General features: G+C 60.8%; 18 protein-coding genes. 14 read left to right on the top strand and 4 right to left on the bottom strand.

Translation table 11 applies throughout. The annotated features are described in order from the left end of the window. Positions 1-17 precede the first annotated feature (17 nt). Entirely contained in the window at positions 18-1124 is a 1107-nt protein-coding gene (locus ACUN8C_RS09445; protein ID WP_445618983.1) for an NAD(P)H-dependent glycerol-3-phosphate dehydrogenase, read from the top strand. Then, positions 1121-1618 (top strand): phosphohistidine phosphatase SixA, encoded by a 498-nt coding sequence (gene sixA / locus ACUN8C_RS09440; RefSeq protein WP_445618982.1) that lies wholly within the window; start codon positions 1121-1123, stop codon positions 1616-1618. The genes ACUN8C_RS09445 and sixA overlap by 4 nt, the downstream gene beginning before the upstream one ends. A gap of 28 nt (positions 1619-1646) precedes the next feature. Here sixA and ACUN8C_RS09435 read toward each other — a convergent pair whose 3' ends face one another. Then, complete coding sequence (locus tag ACUN8C_RS09435; protein WP_445618981.1) at positions 1647-2597, bottom strand: AEC family transporter; 951 nt, start codon at positions 2595-2597, stop codon at positions 1647-1649. Between the two features lie 433 nt (positions 2598-3030). On the opposite strand from ACUN8C_RS09435, the gene ACUN8C_RS09430 reads away from it, so the two are divergent. Beyond that, entirely contained in the window at positions 3031-3909 is an 879-nt protein-coding gene (locus ACUN8C_RS09430) for an alpha/beta hydrolase (protein ID WP_445618980.1), read from the top strand. Here the strand turns inward: ACUN8C_RS09430 and ACUN8C_RS09425 are convergent. Beyond that, positions 3894-4478, bottom strand: a complete 585-nt coding sequence (locus ACUN8C_RS09425; RefSeq protein WP_445618979.1) for a Smr/MutS family protein — start codon at positions 4476-4478, stop codon at positions 3894-3896. The two genes, ACUN8C_RS09430 and ACUN8C_RS09425, sit on opposite strands and share 16 nt — an antisense overlap. Before the next feature lie 185 nt (positions 4479-4663). On the opposite strand from ACUN8C_RS09425, the gene prmB reads away from it, so the two are divergent. The 3 genes from prmB (at position 4664) to cysE (ending at position 7897) form a co-directional block, all read left to right on the top strand. Next, positions 4664-5632 (top strand): 50S ribosomal protein L3 N(5)-glutamine methyltransferase, encoded by a 969-nt coding sequence (prmB, locus tag ACUN8C_RS09420; RefSeq protein ID WP_445618978.1) that lies wholly within the window; start codon positions 4664-4666, stop codon positions 5630-5632. An 88-nt stretch (positions 5633-5720) separates the two neighbouring features. Beyond that, complete coding sequence (gene aroC / locus ACUN8C_RS09415; protein WP_445618977.1) at positions 5721-6812, top strand: chorismate synthase; 1092 nt, start codon at positions 5721-5723, stop codon at positions 6810-6812. A gap of 254 nt (positions 6813-7066) precedes the next feature. Then, positions 7067-7897: a serine O-acetyltransferase gene (gene cysE / locus ACUN8C_RS09410; protein WP_445618976.1), complete on the top strand. Its 831-nt coding sequence runs from the start codon at positions 7067-7069 to the stop codon at positions 7895-7897. Positions 7898-7974: 77 nt separating this feature from the next. Here the strand turns inward: cysE and ACUN8C_RS09405 are convergent, their stop codons facing one another. Together ACUN8C_RS09405 and ACUN8C_RS09400 are read right to left on the bottom strand one after the other, a co-directional pair. Then, entirely contained in the window at positions 7975-8952 is a 978-nt protein-coding gene (locus ACUN8C_RS09405) for a nucleoside-specific channel-forming protein Tsx (protein ID WP_445618975.1), read from the bottom strand. A gap of 131 nt (positions 8953-9083) precedes the next feature. Further along, a complete protein-coding gene (locus ACUN8C_RS09400) occupies positions 9084-9971 on the bottom strand; it encodes a LysR family transcriptional regulator (protein WP_445618974.1) in 888 nt (295 codons plus the stop codon). A 173-nt stretch (positions 9972-10144) separates the two neighbouring features. Here ACUN8C_RS09400 and leuC point away from each other — a divergent pair, with 173 nt between their 5' ends. The 8 genes from leuC to truA all read left to right on the top strand — a co-directional run bounded on the left by leuC (position 10145) and on the right by truA (position 18769). Continuing rightward, a complete protein-coding gene (gene leuC / locus ACUN8C_RS09395; RefSeq protein WP_445618973.1) occupies positions 10145-11602 on the top strand; it encodes a 3-isopropylmalate dehydratase large subunit in 1458 nt (485 codons plus the stop codon). A gap of 33 nt (positions 11603-11635) precedes the next feature. Further along, positions 11636-12283 carry a 3-isopropylmalate dehydratase small subunit gene (gene leuD / locus ACUN8C_RS09390; protein ID WP_445618972.1) on the top strand — a complete coding sequence of 216 codons (648 nt, stop codon included), beginning with the start codon at positions 11636-11638 and terminating at the stop codon, positions 12281-12283. Between the two features lie 7 nt (positions 12284-12290). Next, positions 12291-13061, top strand: coding sequence for a class I SAM-dependent methyltransferase (locus ACUN8C_RS09385; RefSeq protein WP_445618971.1), 771 nt, complete (start codon positions 12291-12293; stop codon positions 13059-13061). Between the two features lie 9 nt (positions 13062-13070). Next, on the top strand, positions 13071-14156 hold the full coding sequence (gene leuB / locus ACUN8C_RS09380) for a 3-isopropylmalate dehydrogenase (protein WP_445618970.1): 1086 nt from the start codon (positions 13071-13073) through the stop codon (positions 14154-14156). Between the two features lie 202 nt (positions 14157-14358). Next, a complete protein-coding gene (locus tag ACUN8C_RS09375) occupies positions 14359-14967 on the top strand; it encodes a GNAT family N-acetyltransferase (RefSeq protein ID WP_445618969.1) in 609 nt (202 codons plus the stop codon). Continuing rightward, positions 14961-16076 carry an aspartate-semialdehyde dehydrogenase gene (gene asd / locus ACUN8C_RS09370; RefSeq protein ID WP_445618968.1) on the top strand — a complete coding sequence of 372 codons (1116 nt, stop codon included), beginning with the start codon at positions 14961-14963 and terminating at the stop codon, positions 16074-16076. The genes ACUN8C_RS09375 and asd overlap by 7 nt, the downstream gene beginning before the upstream one ends. A gap of 84 nt (positions 16077-16160) precedes the next feature. Next, positions 16161-17738 carry a type IV pilus assembly protein FimV gene (locus ACUN8C_RS09365; protein WP_445618967.1) on the top strand — a complete coding sequence of 526 codons (1578 nt, stop codon included), beginning with the start codon at positions 16161-16163 and terminating at the stop codon, positions 17736-17738. Positions 17739-17839: 101 nt separating this feature from the next. Further along, positions 17840-18769 carry a tRNA pseudouridine(38-40) synthase TruA gene (gene truA, locus ACUN8C_RS09360; RefSeq protein WP_445618966.1) on the top strand — a complete coding sequence of 310 codons (930 nt, stop codon included), beginning with the start codon at positions 17840-17842 and terminating at the stop codon, positions 18767-18769. Positions 18770-18776: the final 7 nt, after the last annotated feature.

Raw genomic sequence — 18776 nt, 5'->3', positions numbered from 1 at the left:
ATCAACAAGGATTATCAATGGCAGTCGAGCCTGCGTCTCAGGTCAGTACAGATGATATTCATGTGCCTCCGGTGGCCGTGCTGGGCGGCGGAAGTTTTGGTACCGCACTGGCCAGCATTGCCTCCAGCGGCGGGGCCAGGGTGCGCCAGTGGATGCGCGATGCAACGCTTGTTGATCATGTCAATACTCATCGTATCAACCATCGCTATTTGCCCGAGTTCAGGATTCATCCCGATGTCGTGGCGTCCAGCGACCTGGCCTGGGTGCTTGATCAGGCGCAGCTGGTGCTGATCGCCATTCCCTCGGGCGGCTTTCGTCAGGTGGTGCGTCAGGCCGCGCCCCATTTTTCTGCCGATGCCATCCTGGTCAGCACGACCAAGGGCATTGAAACCGACAGTTTTCTGCTGATGAGCCAGATCCTTGAGCAGGAAACCGGAAGTGCGCATATCGGGGTGCTGTCAGGTCCCAATCTGGCTGCTGAAATCGCGCAGGGGCACTTGAGTGCCAGCGTGATTGCCAGCGACGACGAACAGACCCGCTCACGGGTGCAGGCAGCGCTGTCATGCGATCATTTTCGTGTCTATGCCAGCAATGACCGCTATGGTGTTGAGATGGGCGGTGCGCTCAAGAACATTTACGCCATTGCCGTGGGCATGGCAGCAGCGCTTGGCATGGGCGAAAACACTCGCAGCATGCTGATGACGCGGGCACTGGCCGAAATGAGCCGCTTTGCGGTGGCCCAGGGCGCAAGTCCGATGACCTTTCTGGGGCTGGCAGGCGTTGGCGATTTGATCGTCACCTGTTCCTCCAACCTGTCACGCAATTATCGGGTCGGTTATGCGATGGGTGAAGGGCGCACGCTTGAGGAGGCCATTGACGCGCTGGGACAGGTGGCCGAAGGGGTCAATACGGTGTCGCTGATCGTCAAACGGGCCAGCGAGGAGAACATTTACATGCCGCTGGCCACCGGACTTTATCGGGTCATGTTTGAAGGCGTGGCGCCAAGAGACATGGCCACGGCGCTCATGCGCAGTGAACAAAGCAGTGACGTTGAATTCACGCTGCCGCGAGAGGACACGCGGCGTGCTCAGCAGCAAACCGCAGCCAGGGATATCCCGTCATGAAAATCTATGTAATGCGCCATGGTGAAGCCGCTTCCGGAACGCCTGATGCTCACCGCCCGCTCGACATTACCGGACAGCAGGAGGTCGCGCGTATCGCCGACTGGTTTGTCTCGATTCTGGGCGACAAGGGACATCAGTTAAGGGTAGTGGCCAGTCCCTATGACCGTGCTCAGCAAAGTGCGCGGATCATCGGTCAGGCGCTGCAGCTGGATGACATCATGACGCTGCCCATCATGACGCCCGATGCTCCGCCGGCCACGCTGATCGAATGGCTGACGCATAATGTCGACCCCCGTGAAGATGATGCGCCCTGGCTGTTTGTCAGTCATATGCCGCTGGTCGCCGAGCTGGTCGGCCAGCTGGTGGATGGCAGCCCCAATGCTCGACTCCCCATGGGCACTGCCGACGTGGTCGAACTGGACGCTCAGGTCTGGGCGGCCGGGTGTGCAACGCTGGTGCGTCATGTCACCCCCGCAAACGCTGCCATTGCCTAGAGGGTCATGCCGGCATGATGGCGGGCGCTCAGCCCGCCATCCCGGTGATCTGCAGGACAAAGATGCCCAGCGTAATCGTGACGCTGCTGGCCAGTGTGGTCATGGCAACCGTATTGGCGGCAAGCCTCGCATTACCGCCCATGGCTCTGGCCATGACAAAGCTGGCAGCCGCTGACGGACTGCCCATAAACAAAAAGAGCAGTACCAGCTCCCGCCCCTCAAAGCCTGCAAGCCAGGCGATAAAGACCGCCATGGCCGGCATGGAAATCATCTTGATCACACTGGCACCCAGCGCTGCGCCGCTCGCCTCACGAATGGCAGCCATCGACATGGTGCCGCCAATGCTGATGAGAGCCAGTGGCAGCGTCATGTTGGCGAAGTACTCTCCTGACGTATGCAGCCAGTCAGGCAGGTCAAGGCCGCTGGCGGCAAAGGAAAGGCCTGCCACGACCGAAAGGATCAGCGGATTTTTCAGGATCTTGAGCGCAATGCTGCGCCAGCTGACGCTTGTCTGAGGCTGATACCAGGCCAGTACAATGACGGCAAGCACGTTGTAGAGCGGGATGATGGTGGCCACCAGTACGCTGCCGGCAGACAGGCCAAACGAGCCATACATGCTGCCGGCCAGTGCCAGTCCGATAATGCCGCCATTGCCGCGAAAGGCTGCCTGTACATAGACGCCGCGATCCTCACGGGCGACGCGCCGTATTGCCCACCACCAGATCAGCAAAAAGCTGGTCACTGTCGCCAGCGCCAGATAGATCATAAGACCTGGCATCAGCGCCTGGGACATGTCGGCATCCACCAGAGACAAAAAGAGCAGGGTGGGCATGGCGCCACGAAATACCAGCGCCGAGCTGGTATTGATAAACGCGGTGTCGATCCATTTGAGACGCTTGAGCGCGATCCCTAAAAGCACCATGGCAAAAACGGGAAACGTGACGTTGAGCGTTTCAGCGAAAAGGGCAGACGGGTTCATGCAGGGGCACCATATGGCGACAGGCGCCATGACCTTGAGATGCCTGTCATGAGGTGGGCGCTTTCAAGCGCGTTCATGACAGGTATCGGTGAAGGATATTACTTCGAAGAAATGATGGTGCAGGAATCTAGAGTGTTGCAAATCCGGCAATCAGACCGGCCAGAACGACAACGAAAAAAAGGCGGTTTCGCAGGCGACGGGAAGAGGCAGACATTCACGGCTCCGGGGTAATGGCGTAATAAGGATCGCGACATCATACGCCTTGAGAGCGAAAGCGGCGAGCCAGCCCCCTGTGACGCTCGGTCGCGAGGTGTTGGCATGACAGGCTCCGGGAAATCCTCGGCCCTGTTTAAAGGGTTCAATGCCTGCAGGGAGTGCATCGCGGCGGCGGTCGTCGTATTGTCTTCAGTTTGATGACAATGGAGCGAGCAGGATGAGCGCAAGACCGCGAGAGTGCCATTTGGCCGATAATCGTCTGGCCGGTCTGGTATGGGAGCGGGAAGGACTGCCAAGAGAGGCGCCGACCTGGGTGGCGCTGCATGGCTGGCTGGACAATGCCGCCACCTTCACAAGGCTCGCGCCACTATTGGTGGAAAGGCTCGACATTCGCATCGTGGCCATCGACTTTGCCGGCCATGGCAAATCGCAGTGGCAGGGCAGGGGCACGGATTATGCGCTGTGGGATTATCTGCACGACGTGCTGGATGCCCTCGATGACCTTGATATCAGGCGCGCGACGCTGCTGGCCCATTCGCTTGGCGCCTGTGTGTCCTGTCTGCTGGCAGCCGCACTGCCCGAGCGCATTGAGCGGCTGTGGCTGATTGATGGCATTGGTGCGCTGACGACCCCGGTTGATCAATCGACCCGGCAACTGCGCAATGGCGTGCTTGGCGTACGCCGGCCGCTCTCGCCGCCGCCGTCCTATGCAAGTCTTGAGGCAGCGCTCAACGCGCGCGTGGCAGGCGCCATCACCCCTCTGGATCACGACACCGCCGAGCCTTTAATGGCGCGCAGCCTGGTGCAGGATGACACGCGGGTGCGCTACCGTACCGACCCGCGGCTGCTGCGTCCCTCGCAGGTCAAGCTGACCCCCGAGCAGTCACGCGACATGCTGCTGGCCATCAAGGCGCCGGTAGATCTGATCGAGGCAGAGAACGGTATTGTCGGTGATCATCTGGATCGTGAGGGCGTGCGTCATGAAATGACCACCCTGACGACCCATCGTGTGCCCGGCGGGCATCATCTTCACCTTGAGCCGCATAGCGTGGTCGGAGTGGCCCAGGCCATCCTCAAGGCCTACGGCGTGGCGTAGTCCTCACGCGTGCGGCGCAGCAGTACATAAACGGCGCCCGTACCGCCGTCCCGGTCCTGCGCCGAGCAAAAGGCCAGGACTTCGGGGAGTTCTCGCAGCCAGGCATTGACGTGGCTTTTGATGACCGGATAGCGGGCCGCGCCTGACCACGCCTTGCCATGAACGACCAGCACGCAGCGTGCCCGGTTGACCCGGGCTTCATGCAAAAAGCTTTCGAGCTCGCCTCGAGCCTGCTCCAGATCATGACCGTGAAGATCCAGTCCTGCCTGCCAGGCGATTGCACCGCGCTTGAGCTGGGCAATCGTTCGATGGGGCAGGTCGCTCAGGGCAAACATCAGGGCTTCCGAGGGCCGTACCGGATCAACGCGGCCATCGGAGGTGCGAGAAGAGGTGGCCGTGACCGCATTACCATTGCTGGCCGCTGCTTCACGGCGATGGCGCAGCTCGCTGCGTGGGGCCGGTCGGCCGGGGTCGGCACGGTCATGATGAACGGGGCGAATATCGCTGCCCCGCATGGCCTCGCGAAAGGCTATCCGGTCGTCATCGTCAGGCAGGCGGTTACCGGTCATGCCTTTTCTCCGCTGGGTAATGGTGACCGTCATACTGACGGTGGCGCTGACGCCATGAGTTCAGCCGGTAATTATAGGGAATCGAGTGGCGATGTGCAGGCCTGTACCGATGCGCCGGTACGGGATAACGGGTACACTTTCGACCTTTCTTTACTTTACCCAAACTCGACAAGGCCGCCGCATTCATGAGCGACGTTTCTGCCCGCATGCCTGTACCCGCCGCCGCGCCCCTCTCGCTCGATGATGACACCCTGATCGATGAGCTGGTCACCGTGCGTGACTATCTGCGTCTGGCGGTCAGTGTCTTCAATGCCCATGACCTGTATTACGGCCATGGCACCGATAGCGCCTGGGATGAGGCCGTGGCCCTGGTGCTGGGCGCACTGCGCCTGCCACATGATGTCGACCCGGCCATTATCGATGCCCGGGTGTTACGCATTGAGCGTGCACGCATTATCACGCTTTTGCGCGCACGCACCGTCGAGCGTCGTCCGCTGCCTTATCTGCTCGGGGAGTCGTTCTATGCCGGTTTTGCGTTCAATGTGGATGAGCGCGTCCTGATTCCGCGCTCGCCCATTGCCGAGCTGATCGAGTCCGGCTTTGATTTGTGGTTTGAAGAGCGTGACCCCGCGCACATGCTGGATCTGTGTACCGGGTCAGGCTGTATCGGCATTGCTGCAGCGCTGATGATGCCCACAACCCATGTCATGCTCGCCGATATCAGCGAAGATGCCATTGATGTGGCCCGTGCCAACATCACCCGTCACGACGTTGGTGCGCGCGTCAGGGCGGTGGCCGGGGACCTTTTTGAACCGGTGGCCGGGCAGCGCTTTGATTTGATCGTCAGCAATCCACCCTATGTGGACACCAGCGATCTGGGCAGCATGCCTGCCGAGTTCGGCCATGAGCCGGCACTCGCCCTGGGGGCCGGCCCCGATGGTCTGGATCTCGTCAGGCGCATGCTGCGCGAGGCCCGGGATTATTTGACCGATGAGGGGGTGCTGCTGGTCGAGGTCGGCAACTCCGAACGTCACGTGATTGAGACCTGGCCGGAAGTGCCCTTTTTGTGGCTTGAGTTCGCCCGCGGCGGGCATGGCGTGTTCGCACTGACGGCGGCGCAGCTGGAACAATGGGCGCCGTCGTTTGCACTCTGATCGGTGGCATTGACAGGCCCCTGTTTGAATTTTGATCTGTCGTGCAGTCCGGGAAGCCGGCTGTGCGACACAATGTCAGGAATACAACATGTCCGGTAATACCTTCGGCAAACTTTTCACGCTGACCACCTTCGGGGAAAGCCATGGCCCGGCACTGGGTGCCATTGTTGATGGCTGCCCGCCGGGCCTGCCGCTTTGCGAGGCGGATCTGCAGGGAGATCTGGATCGCCGCCGCCCTGGCAGTTCGCGTCATACCACGCAGCGTCGGGAAGCCGATGAAGTGCGCATTCTGTCAGGGGTATTCGAGGGGGTCACTACCGGCACGCCGATCGGTCTGATGATTGAAAATACCGATCAGCGCTCGAAGGATTACTCGAAGATCAAGGATCAGTTCCGCCCGGCGCATGCAGACTACACCTATCATCACAAGTACGGCGTTCGCGATTATCGCGGCGGCGGACGTTCCAGCGCGCGCGAGACCGCCATGCGCGTGGCGGCCGGGGCCATTGCCAAGAAGTATCTGGCAGGGCTGGGGATCAGCGTGCGCGGCTACATGAGCCAGCTTGGCCCGATCAGCATTGAGTTCAAAAGCTGGGAGGGCGTCGACGACAACCCGTTTTTCTGCCCTGACCCGGATCGTGTGCCGGAGCTTGAAACCTACATGGATCAGCTCAGGCGCGATCAGGACAGTGTCGGAGCGCGCATTACCGTGGTGGCCGACGGTGTACCGGTCGGGCTCGGCGAACCGGTGTTCGATCGTCTGGATGCCGAGCTTGCCCATGGCCTGATGAGCATCAATGCCGTCAAGGGCGTTGAAATTGGCGCAGGCTTTGACAGCATTGCCCAGCGCGGCAGCGAGCACCGTGACGAGATGACGCCCGAAGGCTTTCTTTCCAACCACGCCGGTGGCGTGCTGGGCGGCATTTCGACCGGCCAGCCGATCATTGCCCATCTGGCGCTCAAGCCAACCTCCAGCATCACCACGCCCGGTCGTTCGATCGATGTCCACGGCAACCCGGTCGAGGTCATCACCAAAGGGCGCCATGACCCTTGCGTGGGCATTCGAGCCACGCCCATTGCGGAAGCCATGATGGCGCTGACCCTGATGGATCACCTGCTGCGCCAGCGCGGACAAAACGGTGACGTCAGCGTCGACACACCGCACCTCAAGCAGCGCTAGTGTGAGCCGGCAATAACCACGGCTGTCGCATCGCGCTTTGGCCCTTGCAGACCGCCCCTGGGCCCGCTTCTGGCGGGCCTTTCCTCGATAGGGAGACGGCGTTTATCACACAACTGTGTTGAAACGCGCGTCGCCATAAACGATGAAGGCACAAAAAGTTACGCTGCGTTACTCTGGGTGCCGTCAACAGGGTTCAGCATGGGGGCACGGCGGATATGTCTCCGGCGAATACGATATCTTCGATGAGACGCAATATGCTGCATGAGATCAGCGCACAGGCCAGTGTTTTCAGCCTGCTGCATCAGGAAGCACTCGTGACCGCGCAGGCTGAACCCCTGCTGGCGGACATGCTCGATACCTATATAGTGTCAAGGGCCCACCTTGAAGGGGCCCTGACGGCCGTCATGGCGTCGGCCCTGACGGATAAAACGCTCTCGTTTGATGCTTTGTCAGAGTGTTTTCAGGGGCTTTATCAGGCGAACCCGTCGATGGTCGAGAGTGCCGCCTGTGACATGACGGCGGTTTTCGAGCGCGACGCCGCCAGTAGCGAGTACCTGCCCATTTTGCTGTATCTCAAGGGATTTCAGGCGCTGCAGGCCCATCGCCTGGCGCATGCCCTGTGGTGTGACGGTCGGCGCATGCTGGCTCGCGCACTGCATCATCGCACCACGCAGGCCTTCGGTATCGATATCCACCCGGCCTGTCAGGTGGGTCGGGGTGTCATGCTGGATCATGGTACCGGCATCGTGATCGGTGAAACCGCCGAGATCGGTGACAACGTCTCGATCATGCAGGGCGTCACGCTGGGGGGGACCGGCAAGGAAAGCGGTGATCGCCATCCCAAGGTGCGCAGCGGCGTGTTGATCGGTGCCGGTGCGACCGTGCTGGGCAATATCGAAATCGGCCATGGGGCTCAGATTGGTGCCGGTAGCGTCGTGCTGGCCGGTGTGGAGGCGCACACTACCGTGGTGGGTATTCCCGCCCGTCAGGCCGGAAGGCCACGCTGCCCGAGTCCGTCGGTCACCATGGAGCATGGCAGCTTTCAGCATGTCCCCAGAGTTCAGCGGTATCAGCAGGGCACATAATTGAATCGAAGGCGACATTGCTGCAAAAAGGGCCGGTCATGTGACCGGCCCTTTTGCTGTGTGCGTTCTGCAAAACATTAAAACTGCCAGCCAACGCCGAGGTAGTAGCCCCAGCCGGTGCTGCGCACACGGAAATCACCATCGCCGAAATTCAGTTCACTGCCGTCGTTCCACTGGCCGCCGTTATGGAAGTAGCGGGCCACCGCCAGAAAGCGCAGGTGCGTGAAGGAGTAGACAAAGGCATTGGTCGCCACCACCGCTTCATTGGTACGCGCTGAATCACCATCGCCCAGGCTTGATCCAAAGTCATAGTTGGTAAAACCGGCGTAAAAGAGACTGGCCCCATTATCAAAGCTTGCCAGCGGGTAGTTGTACTCAAGCTGCGCACGATAGCCATCCCAGCTGTTTTCATTCTCCGCGCCGTAGTTCTCCCACTGATATTTACCGTAGAAGTTAAAGGACATCCCCAGCGGTGACCCGGTATCGATGTCCGTGCCCAGACCGGTGTACAGCGTGTTCTGGCGATTGTCGCTGTTGTGCCCCCAGTCATAGATCCAGTTGGCCGCCAGATACCATTCGCTGATGGGCCCAAGGCTCAGATCCCGGCCGCTGAGCTCGTTAAACGACAGCCGTGGCTTGATTTCGGCAAAGATCGGCGAGCCGTCATCGAAGGCGCCACTGTCGGCGGCGTTGCCGATGCCAAAGAATTTGGGCATATCGATATAGCCGTAAAGATCCAGCGGCCCCTTGCGACCGAAAAACTCATATTCCAGATAGATATCATCGATTTTTTGCGGGCCGAAACGAATGTCCTTGCTGCCGATGACGGTAACGTTCTGGTTGTACCAGTCTGACAGGTAGGCGCTGCGCGGCGACTCATCGGTGGTGTCATAGCTGGCGGTTTCACCGGAGGCGGCCGGTATCTCGCCACTCTGCTGGTCGGCATGGGCCATCAGCGGTAACAGCAGAATGGTCGCGACCAGGGCGCCGGACATGGCAAAAGACGTGCGCAGGCTCGCCCGGCATGAGGCAGGCATGCTCGAAGAGTGGGACATGATGATTCCTTGCAAGATGTTGTGTTGTTATTGGTCGGATTATCGTTGTGTAGGCAGGGGCGTCCTGCAGACCGGGATGGCACCACGCCGGGCCTTTTGATGCAACTCCTGCGTGGCTTTCCGGTCACGGTTCAGGCGCCGGAAGGTGGCTGGCGAGAGGCTTCGAGCAGATCGATCATGGCGCGCGCCGCATTGGAAAGCGTGCGGTTTTCGTGAAAGAGATAACCCAGCGGGCGTTCGATCGGCGGATGGTCGATATCGAGTCTGTGAACACTGTCATCCAGCAGGGTTTCAGGCAGCACGCTCCAGCCAAGCCCGATGCTGACCATCATCTTGAGTGTTTCCATGTAATTGGTGGACATGGACACGCTGACCTCCAGTCCCGCTCGGTTAAAGGCGCTCATCACCATGGCCCGGGTAAAGGTCTGCTCGCCGGGCAGCACCGCATCGACCTGACTCAAAGCGCCAAGAGTGAGCGAGCGCTGCCGCGTTAGTGGATGATCCGGTGCGCAGACAAAATGAAGCTGGTCCATCCATAAGGGCGTGGCCACAAGGGGCTTGGCTGTGTGCGGTGCCAGGGTGGCCAGGGCCAGCTCGAGCGAGCCATCCATGACGCCCTGATAGGCCTGTTCCGAGTCCAGAAAGCGCATGTCCAGAGTGACCTGTGGCCAGCGCTGCGTATAGCGACGCAAAACAGCGGGCAGACGATGCAGGCCGATATGGTGACTGGTGGCCAGACTCAGTCGGCCACGCACCGTACCGCTCAAGCTGGTCAGTGCGCGCTGGGTGTCCTCGAAAAGTCCCAGAATCTCGCGGGCACGAGGCAACAGCAGATGACCCGCTTCGGTCAGGGCAATGCGTCGGCCGATGCGATCAAACAGGCGTGCATCCGTTTGATGTTCAAGCGTGGCGATGCGCTTGCTGACGGCAGACTGGGTCAGGTGGATCTGTTCGGCGGCCAGCGAAAACGAGCCGCATTCGGCCACGGCCACAAAGGCACGCAGGCTTTCGGTTTCCATCGATTCCTCACAGGAATGCATGCCATGAATAGGATGAATTGCTTTCATGGTATATCGCGGCGTAGGGTAGATGCCAGACAGGGGGTTGATGAGCCGTCATGACAATGACACACCACAAGAGCTCCAGTGTCCCCTTGGACCGTGAACGCGCCTCGTGCGCAAGGAGAGACGACATGGCAGGACAGACGCTTTATGACAAGCTCTGGGCATCGCATCTGGTGTCCAGCCGCGATGACGGGACATCACTGATTTATATCGACCGCCATCTGCTGCATGAGGTGACCTCACCGCAGGCCTTTGAAGGACTGCGCCTGGCTGACCGTCGCCCCTGGCGTATCGATGCCAACATCGCCACGGCCGATCACAACGTGCCGACCTCTCTGAAGGAGCGCAGTGCCGGGATTGCGGGGATCGAGGACAACGTCTCGCGCATTCAGGTGCAGACGCTCGATGACAACACCACAAGCTTTGGCATTGAAACCTTTGGCATCAACGACGTGCGCCAGGGCATCGTGCATATCATTGGTCCCGAGCAGGGCGCGACACTGCCGGGCATGACCGTGGTGTGCGGTGATTCCCATACCGCTACTCATGGTGCCTTTGGGGCGCTGGCCCACGGTATTGGCACTTCCGAAGTCGAGCATGTACTGGCGACCCAGTGTCTGATTCAGCGCAAGATGAAGAACATGCAGGTGCGCGTGGAAGGGCAGCTGGGCCCTCACGTCACCGCCAAGGACATCGTGCTGGCCATTATCGGCAAGATCGGCACGGCGGGCGGTACTGGCTGTGCCATCGAATTTGCCGGCAGTGCCATTCGCGACCTCTCCATGGAAGGCCGCATGACGATCTGCAACATGGCGATCGAGGCGGGCGCTCGCGTCGGGCTGGTGGCGGTCGATGACACCACCATCAATTACGTCAAGGGCCGCCCGTTTGCGCCGACTCCGGCGCAGTGGGACGCCGCGGTAGAGAACTGGCGCTCGCTGGTGTCTGACGATGACGCTGTCTTTGACAAGGTGGTGACACTGGACGCTGCTGCCATCGAGCCGCAGGTCAGCTGGGGGACCAGCCCCGAGATGGTCGTGGGCATTCATGACCGCGTGCCGGACCCGGCGCAGGCCACGGATGACACCACGCGGCGTGGCATTACCCGTGCGCTTGAATACATGGGGCTGCACGCCGGTCAGAAGATGACCGACATTCAGCTGGATCGCGTGTTCATTGGCTCATGCACCAACGCGCGTATCGAGGACCTGCGTGCCGCGGCTGCCGTGGTGGAAGGTCGTCAGGTCGCCGGTACGATCAAGCAGGCGATGGTGGTGCCGGGGTCCGGACTGGTGAAGCGTCAGGCCGAACAGGAAGGGCTGGATCAGGTGTTTCGTGACGCCGGATTTGAATGGCGGGAAGCAGGCTGCTCGATGTGTCTGGCCATGAACGCCGACAAGCTGGGCGCCGGTGAACACTGCGCCTCGACCTCGAATCGCAATTTCGAGGGGCGTCAGGGCTATGGCGGGCGGACGCATCTGGTCAGCCCGGCGATGGCCGCGGCGGCCGCGATTGCCGGCCATTTTGTCGATGTTCGCGAGTTCGTCGACACGCCTGCGCCGGCTCGGCGCGCTGCCGGGCTTTAAACGCTCGTCCACGCCATCTTCAAGGAAACCATCATGAAAGCCTTTATTCGTCAAAAGGGTCTGGTCGCGCCGCTGGATCGTGCCAATGTCGATACCGACCTGATCATTCCCAAGCAGTTTCTCAAGTCGATCAAGCGCACCGGCTTCGGCCCCAATCTCTTTGATGAGCTGCGCTATCTCGATGAAGGCTATCCGGGACAGGACTGCTCGAATCGACCGATCAATCCGGATTTCGTGCTCAATCAGCCGCGCTATGAAGGCGCAAGCGTTCTGCTGGCGCGCAAGAATTTTGGCTGCGGCAGCTCCCGTGAGCACGCCCCCTGGGCGCTGGAAGACTTCGGCTTTCGCGTCATCATCGCGCCAAGCTTTGCCGATATCTTCTTCAACAATGCGTTCAAGAACGGTCTGTTGCTGATCCAGCTTGATGAGGCCACGGTGGATCGGCTGTTTGATGCCGTCGAGCGCACACCGGGCTACCGTCTGGATGTGGATCTGGTCGAGCAGAAGATCCTGAGGCCGGAAGGAGAGGCGATCGAGTTTGAAGTGGATGCGTTTCGCAAGTACTGCCTCGAAAACGGGCTGGATGATATCGGCCTGACGCTGACCGATAACAGTCACGCCATTCGCGAGTTCGAAACGCGTCACCGTGCCTCGCAGCCGTGGCTGTTCCGGGATGCCTGAGTCGAAGGTGAACAACAATCACGACGCCGTCGTTGAGCGTCAGTTTGGCGGTCAGGCGGCCGCCTATCTGAGCAGCAGCGTGCACGCTGACGGACAGGAATTTGCTCAGCTGCGTGAACGTGTCGAGGGGATTGCCGCTGCGCGCGTGCTGGATCTCGGCTGCGGCGCCGGTCACGTCAGCTTCAGGGTGGCAGATCTGGCCGACGAGGTGGTCGCCTATGACCTGTCGCCGCGGATGCTCGAGGTCGTGGCGGCTGCGGCATCCGAGCGTGGGCTGGGCAACATCCGCACGGTGCAGGGCGTTGCCGAGTCATTGCCATTCGCCGACAACAGTTTTGATGTGGTATGCAGTCGCTTTTCTGCCCACCACTGGCGTGATGTCGGGCTGGCACTGCGCGAAGCGCGACGTGTCCTGAAGCCCGGCGGGCTGGCGGCGTTTATTGATGTCGCCTCGTCCGAGCAGCCGCTTTTCGACAGTTTTCTACAAACCATCGAGATGTTGCGCGACACCAGTCATGTTCGTGACTATACCCCGAGCGAATGGGCGCAAATGGTCGGCGAGGCAGGGCTTGTGGTGACCTCCAGCTCGCGTCAGCGCCTGCGACTGGATTTCGAGACATGGATTGCGCGCATGCGCACGCCTGATGTGATGCGCAACGCCATTCGCCATCTCCAGAGTCAGGTGGGTCAGGAAGTGCGCGACACCTTTGAGGTCGCCTCCGATGGCTCGTTCACGACCGATATGCTGGTGCTGTGGGCGACCAGAGAATCGTTTTAAGGAAAAGACATGAGCAAGAAGATTCTGGTACTGCCAGGCGATGGTATCGGGCCGGAAATTACTCGCCAGGCGCGCCGTGTGCTCGAGGTCTGCCACGCAGCAGGTCTTGATATCGAGATTGATGAAGCGCCGGTCGGTGGTGCCGAGATCGACCGTTCCGGTGTGCCGCTGACCCCTGAAACGCTTGAAAAGGCGAGAGCGTCTGATGCCATTTTGCTGGGCGCGGTTGGGGGGCCGAAGTGGGACACCATGCCCGATATCGCCAACCGTCCGGAGAAGGGGCTTCTGGCCCTGCGCAAGGAGCTGAATCTTTTTGGCAACCTGCGACCGGCGTTGCTCTATCCGCAGCTGGTCGAGGCTTCGAGCCTCAAGCCGGAAGTGGTGTCAGGCCTTGATATCATGATCGTGCGCGAGCTGACCGGCGGTATCTACTTCGGTCAGCCGCGTGGGCGCGAGACCCGCGAAGATGGCACACGCTACGGCTACAACACCTATATCTATGACGAACACGAGATTCGTCGTATCGGTCGGGTGGCGTTCGAGATGGCGCAAAAGCGCGGTAAAAAGCTTTGCAGCGTCGACAAGGCCAACGTGCTGGAAGTCACTATCCTGTGGCGCGACATCATGAACGAGCTGGCGCCGGAGTATCCGGACGTTGAGCTGTCGCACATGTATGTGGATAACGCCGCGATGCAGCTGGTGCGCGCGCCCAAGCAGTTTGACGTGATCGTCACCGGCAACATGTTCGGCGATATTCTCTCTGATGCTGCCGCCATGCTGACCGGCTCGATCGGCATGCTGCCGTCGGCCTCGCTGAATGAAAGCGGTCAGGGCATGTTCGAGCCCTGTCATGGCAGCGCGCCGGATATCGCAGGCCAGGGGCTGGCCAATCCGTTGGCCACCATTTTGTCGGTCGCCATGATGCTGCGCTACTCCCTCAACGAGCCTGATATGGCCGAGCGTATCGAGCGCGCCGTAGGGGCCGTGCTGGATCAGAACCTGCGTACCGCCGATATCGCCTATGAGGGCACACGCCAGGTGACTACTGAAGAGATGGGGGACGCCGTGGTGGCCGCGTTCGAATCGAACGCCTGAAGAGGCAGGGTTGTCGCGCCCATTGAATGAAGGGTGAGACATGCCCCGGTCCATGACCCCGACTACGGCAGCGAACGTGACGGTTCGCTGCCGTTTTGCTGTCTGGCGTCTGTCATGACATTCGCTGAAGGCTGACGTGGCTGGTCATGCGCATCGCGGATGGTAGACTAAAACCTGATGATGCGCGTTTAGAGGAGGCGGGATGTCGTTGAAACAGGAAGGGCGGCGCTGGTTGATTCGTCAGGCGCGCATGGAGGATGCCGAGGCCGTCTGTCGCATTTTCAATCATGAAGAGGTTTTTCCCAACACGATGCAGCTGCCGTTCAGTTCGCAGTCTTACTGGCAGCAACGCCTTGAGTGCATGGACCGCGGTCATCACATGCTCGCCGCCTGCCATCCGCAAGCGCCGGAGACACTGCTGGGGCTGATCGGGTTGCATCCTGTCGCCGCCTCGGCGCGCGTGGCGCATGTCCGAACAATTGGTCTTTCCGTGGATCCCGACTACGCCGGTCAGGGCATCGGCAGTCAGCTTTTAAGGGCGGCCATCGATCTTGCAGACAACTGGTTGAACGTGACCCGGTTAAGCCTTGGGGTCTATAGCCACAACCACCGGGCGATCGATCTCTACGAGCGTCATGGCTTTGTCAAAGAGGGCCTGAGTCGCGGGATATCCTTTGGTCACGGCCGCTATCTTGACAGTCTGGAAATGGCACGCCTGCACCCTCGTCTTGAGCAGGCACTTGAGGTGCAGGGCAGGCCGGATGAAACTCAGGCCCATTATTTATCACAACAGGGGGACACAAAATGTTGAGAACCGGATTTGTTGGCTGGCGCGGTATGGTGGGTTCCGTACTGCTGCAGCGGATGCTGGAAGAGGACGGCTTCAAAAACATCGAGCCGGTCTTTTTTACCACCTCTCAGGCAGGCCGGCCCGGCCCGAATGTGGGCGTTGACGTACCGCCTCTCAAGGACGCCTTTGATGTCCAGGCGCTGGCCGAGCTGGACGTGATCGTGACCTGTCAGGGCGGCGACTACACCAGCGACGTGTATCCGAAGCTGCGCGAGTCCGGCTGGAAGGGCTACTGGATCGACGCGGCCAGCACCCTGCGCATGAACGACGACACGGTCATCGTGCTGGATCCGGTCAATCGTCAGGTCATCGATCAGCGCCTGGACGATGGCTTTAAAACCTTTGCCGGCGGTAACTGTACGGTCAGTCTGATGCTGATGGGGCTTGGCGGGCTGTATGAGGCCGGGCTCATCGAGTGGATGACGTCGATGAGCTATCAGGCGGCTTCCGGGGCCGGCGCGCAAAACATGCGCGAGCTGCTCAATCAGATGTCGCTGGTCGGCAATGCAGCCCGCGCCGAGCTGGATGATCCGGCGTCGGCCATTCTTGACATCGATCGCAAGGTCATTGAGACCATGCGTGGCAGTGACTTCCCCACGGAGCATTTTGGTGCGCCACTGGGTGGCAGTCTGCTGCCGTGGATCGACAAGAAGCTGGATAATGGCCAGAGCAAGGAAGAGTGGAAGGGCGGCGTCGAAAGCAACAAGATCCTTGGCATGGCGCCCAATACGGTGCCGGTCGATGGCCTCTGCGTTCGTATCGGCTCCATGCGCTCTCATGCGCAGGCCTTCACGATCAAGTTGACGCGCGATGTGCCGATAGACGAGATCGAGGATCGAATTGCACGTCATAACGATTGGGTCAGCGTCGTGCCCAACGACAAGGACGCGACGCTTGCGCGCCTGACGCCGGCCGCCGTAACCGGCACTCTGGATGTGCCGGTGGGTCGTCTGCGCAAGATGGCCATGGGCGGGGAGTATCTCTCCGCCTTTACGGTCGGCGATCAGCTGCTGTGGGGGGCCGCGGAGCCACTGCGCCGCATGCTGGCACTGCTGGTCGAACGCCACTGACGCATCCGTCATCGTTATGCACGCCGGGGCGCCTCATTGAGGCGCCCTTTTTGTTGGCTGCCCTGACAAGTATGACTGGAGAGCATGATGGCCGAACGGCCCTGTCGTTTGCGTTTACGAAACTGCCTGCTGGGTGCGCTGCTGATGTCGGGTTCAATGATGGCCCATGCGGTGGGCATTGCCGCGCCGCAGGTCATGTCCGGATTCAATGAACCATTGAAGGCACGCGTGGCGCTGCTGGATACCGGTACCCTGCGTGCTGATGACCTTCGGGTCGCGCTGGCAGACAGTGCCCGCTGGCAGGCCATGAACATTGAGCGAAGTGCCGATACCGATACCCTGCGACTGGCGGTCAACGGTACGCCCGGTCACCTCTATCTGGACATTCTGGGGAGTCGCGCACTGGAGGCGCCCTGGCTGGACGTGGTGCTCACCCTGAGCTGGCCGAAGGGAGAGCTGACGCCTCAGCTAACGCTTTTGCCTTCGGGAAATGCCGCCACCGGTGAAAAAGCGACGTTGGCTGACGCCACGCCCGCCTTCGCACAGACAGCACGCAGCAGGATACCTGGGCCCAGCGATGCAGGTCGTGATCAGCGCGTTGAGCGCCAGACACGTGCGCCGGAGACAGCGGCACAGGACAGCCGACGCATGGCCGCGCTTGAAGACAGACTTGATCGACTGGAGCAGCAGCTGCGTACCAGTCAAGAGGTTCAGGCGACACTGACGGCAGATCTCGAGTCCGTCAGGGCGCAGTCGCTAGTCAGCCAGACGCCCAACGATGACGCTGAATTGCAGGCGCTGGCTCAGCGTCAGCAGGCGCTGGAAGGCCGTCTGTACCAGCTGAATCAGCAGGCAGTGACGGCCGCCGGTGCTGTGGTGTCTTCTGGCGTCTCCCAACCTGACGCGCCGCTGCAGCAGGTTTCGTCTCCATCGCCGGCACCCGCCCTCGACAATGGTGCCGGGCGTCAGGGTGATTTCATCTGGACCTGGGCGCTGGCCGCGCTCTTGTTGATGCTGGCGGGCGCGTGGGCAGGGGTGCGCCGCTGGCGGCAGCGGCGCTATCGTCTGGTCAGCGCCGAAGAACTTTCGCCGCGGGCAGGGCCGGCTTCTTCTCTTGCTGGGGTGGCCTTTGCCGGTGAAGAAGGGCGCAGCGCTCATGAGACCGGCATTGTCGGTGCCGAGCAAAACGAGGTGTGGACGGCCCATCGTGCTCAGATCGAGGCGATCTGCGCGGAAGCCGAGGTGTTTCATCGCCATGGCCGGCGCGAGCATGCCATCACCATGTTGAAAGAAGGGCTGGCGCATTATCCAAGCGATTTTCAGCTGATGCAGGCGCTGGCCGCGCTGGAGGCCGCCTCTGACAACGGTGAGGCGCATGAGGGCCATGACGACCGGCATCCGTCGATGGCCTCGATTTCCGCGCTTGAGACGTCGCCGACGCTGGCACCGGTCTGGTCATTGTCCTCTTCCTGGCCACAGGATGACGTTGTCGACGCCGCCCAGTGGCCGGTCTCCGAGGATATGGTCGATCATCGTGTGGATTTTTCCACCACACCGACGGCCAGTTTCCCTCGCAACTGGGCACTCGAAGAGGTGGCATTTGAGGGCGCCGATACGGATAATGAGCGCCCCGATGCAGATCGACTTTCTCGCCGTGCCTGAAAGGGCATGAGGCAGGGTTGATTTGCCCGTCTCTTACATGAAGACGACCGGCCTGGGCGTTCATGCCTTCGCTGCCGGCCGTCCCTGCATTACCGAGTCACATGTCCTTTTTTACACGACTGGATGAAAACGAGCGCGTCAGCGGCCGTATTGCACTGGGCCTTGAGTACCGTGGTACGGCCTATCAGGGCTGGCAGCGCCTGAACCATGGCCCTTCTCTTCAGGCCTCTCTCGAGGCTGCGCTTTCCCGCATTGCGCAGTCTCCCATTGAAGTCATGTGCAGCGGACGTACTGACAGCGGCGTGCATGCTACCCGGCAGATCGTGCATTTCGATACGACCAGCGCGCGTACGCTCAAGGCCTGGGTCATGGGCACCAATGTCAACCTGCCGCGTGACATGTCCGTGCGCTGGGCGCGTGTCATGCCGCATGACTTTCACGCCCGCTTCTCAAGCCTTGCCCGTCGCTATCGCTATGTGATTCTCAACCAGCCCATGCCACCGGCGCTTGATGCCGAGCACATGACCTGGCATCGACACCCGCTGGATGAAAAACGCATGCACGAGGCCGCGCAGTCGCTGATCGGCGAGCATGATTTTTCCGGCTACCGCGCGGCCGGCTGTCAATCCAGTACGCCCTGGCGTCATGTACACTTTGTCGAGGTGACGCGTGTAGGGCCTCTGGTGGTCATCGATATTCAGGCCAACGCCTTTTTGCATCACATGGTGCGCAATATCGCCGGCGTTTTGATCGCCGTGGGCGACGGGCGGCGCGAGGTGTCTCGCGCGCGTAACCTTCTGGAAGGCCGCGATCGCACGCTTTCCGAGGCGACCGCGCCGGCGCATGGGCTGCACTTCGTCGATGTGTACTATGATCCACGATTTGAACTGCCGGCCGAGCCACTGGGTCCGGCCGGACTTTATTTCAGCGGCGAATGGACCGGTCAGCGCACTTTGCCGGCCTCGAACTATCAGCGTCCTGTCTATCGCGGGGAACCGGCCGGGCACTTGTCATCGCCAGGGCGTGTGTAATTACCAG

The sequence above is a fragment of the Kushneria sp. Sum13 genome (genome assembly GCF_052692355.1).
Note: the sequence above shows the minus strand (reverse complement) of the source record. Positions and strands in the feature narration are given on the sequence as shown.

Excerpts from the sequence above, each read along its gene's own strand:
- sixA (WP_445618982.1), top strand. The coding sequence starts at position 1,121 with ATGAAAATCTATGTAATGCGCCATGGTGAAGCCGCTTCCGGAACGCCT.
- ACUN8C_RS09425 (WP_445618979.1), bottom strand. The coding sequence starts at position 4,478 with ATGACCGGTAACCGCCTGCCTGACGATGACGACCGGATAGCCTTTCGC.
- ACUN8C_RS09365 (WP_445618967.1), top strand. The coding sequence starts at position 16,161 with ATGATGGCCGAACGGCCCTGTCGTTTGCGTTTACGAAACTGCCTGCTG.
- leuB (WP_445618970.1), top strand. The coding sequence starts at position 13,071 with ATGAGCAAGAAGATTCTGGTACTGCCAGGCGATGGTATCGGGCCGGAA.
- asd (WP_445618968.1), top strand. The coding sequence starts at position 14,961 with ATGTTGAGAACCGGATTTGTTGGCTGGCGCGGTATGGTGGGTTCCGTA.
- ACUN8C_RS09435 (WP_445618981.1), bottom strand. The coding sequence starts at position 2,597 with ATGAACCCGTCTGCCCTTTTCGCTGAAACGCTCAACGTCACGTTTCCC.
- truA (WP_445618966.1), top strand. The coding sequence starts at position 17,840 with ATGTCCTTTTTTACACGACTGGATGAAAACGAGCGCGTCAGCGGCCGT.
- cysE (WP_445618976.1), top strand. The coding sequence starts at position 7,067 with ATGCTGCATGAGATCAGCGCACAGGCCAGTGTTTTCAGCCTGCTGCAT.
- ACUN8C_RS09430 (WP_445618980.1), top strand. The coding sequence starts at position 3,031 with ATGAGCGCAAGACCGCGAGAGTGCCATTTGGCCGATAATCGTCTGGCC.
- aroC (WP_445618977.1), top strand. The coding sequence starts at position 5,721 with ATGTCCGGTAATACCTTCGGCAAACTTTTCACGCTGACCACCTTCGGG.
- ACUN8C_RS09400 (WP_445618974.1), bottom strand. The coding sequence starts at position 9,971 with ATGGAAACCGAAAGCCTGCGTGCCTTTGTGGCCGTGGCCGAATGCGGC.
- prmB (WP_445618978.1), top strand. The coding sequence starts at position 4,664 with ATGAGCGACGTTTCTGCCCGCATGCCTGTACCCGCCGCCGCGCCCCTC.
- ACUN8C_RS09375 (WP_445618969.1), top strand. The coding sequence starts at position 14,359 with ATGTCGTTGAAACAGGAAGGGCGGCGCTGGTTGATTCGTCAGGCGCGC.
- ACUN8C_RS09405 (WP_445618975.1), bottom strand. The coding sequence starts at position 8,952 with ATGTCCCACTCTTCGAGCATGCCTGCCTCATGCCGGGCGAGCCTGCGC.
- ACUN8C_RS09445 (WP_445618983.1), top strand. The coding sequence starts at position 18 with ATGGCAGTCGAGCCTGCGTCTCAGGTCAGTACAGATGATATTCATGTG.
- leuD (WP_445618972.1), top strand. The coding sequence starts at position 11,636 with ATGAAAGCCTTTATTCGTCAAAAGGGTCTGGTCGCGCCGCTGGATCGT.
- leuC (WP_445618973.1), top strand. The coding sequence starts at position 10,145 with ATGGCAGGACAGACGCTTTATGACAAGCTCTGGGCATCGCATCTGGTG.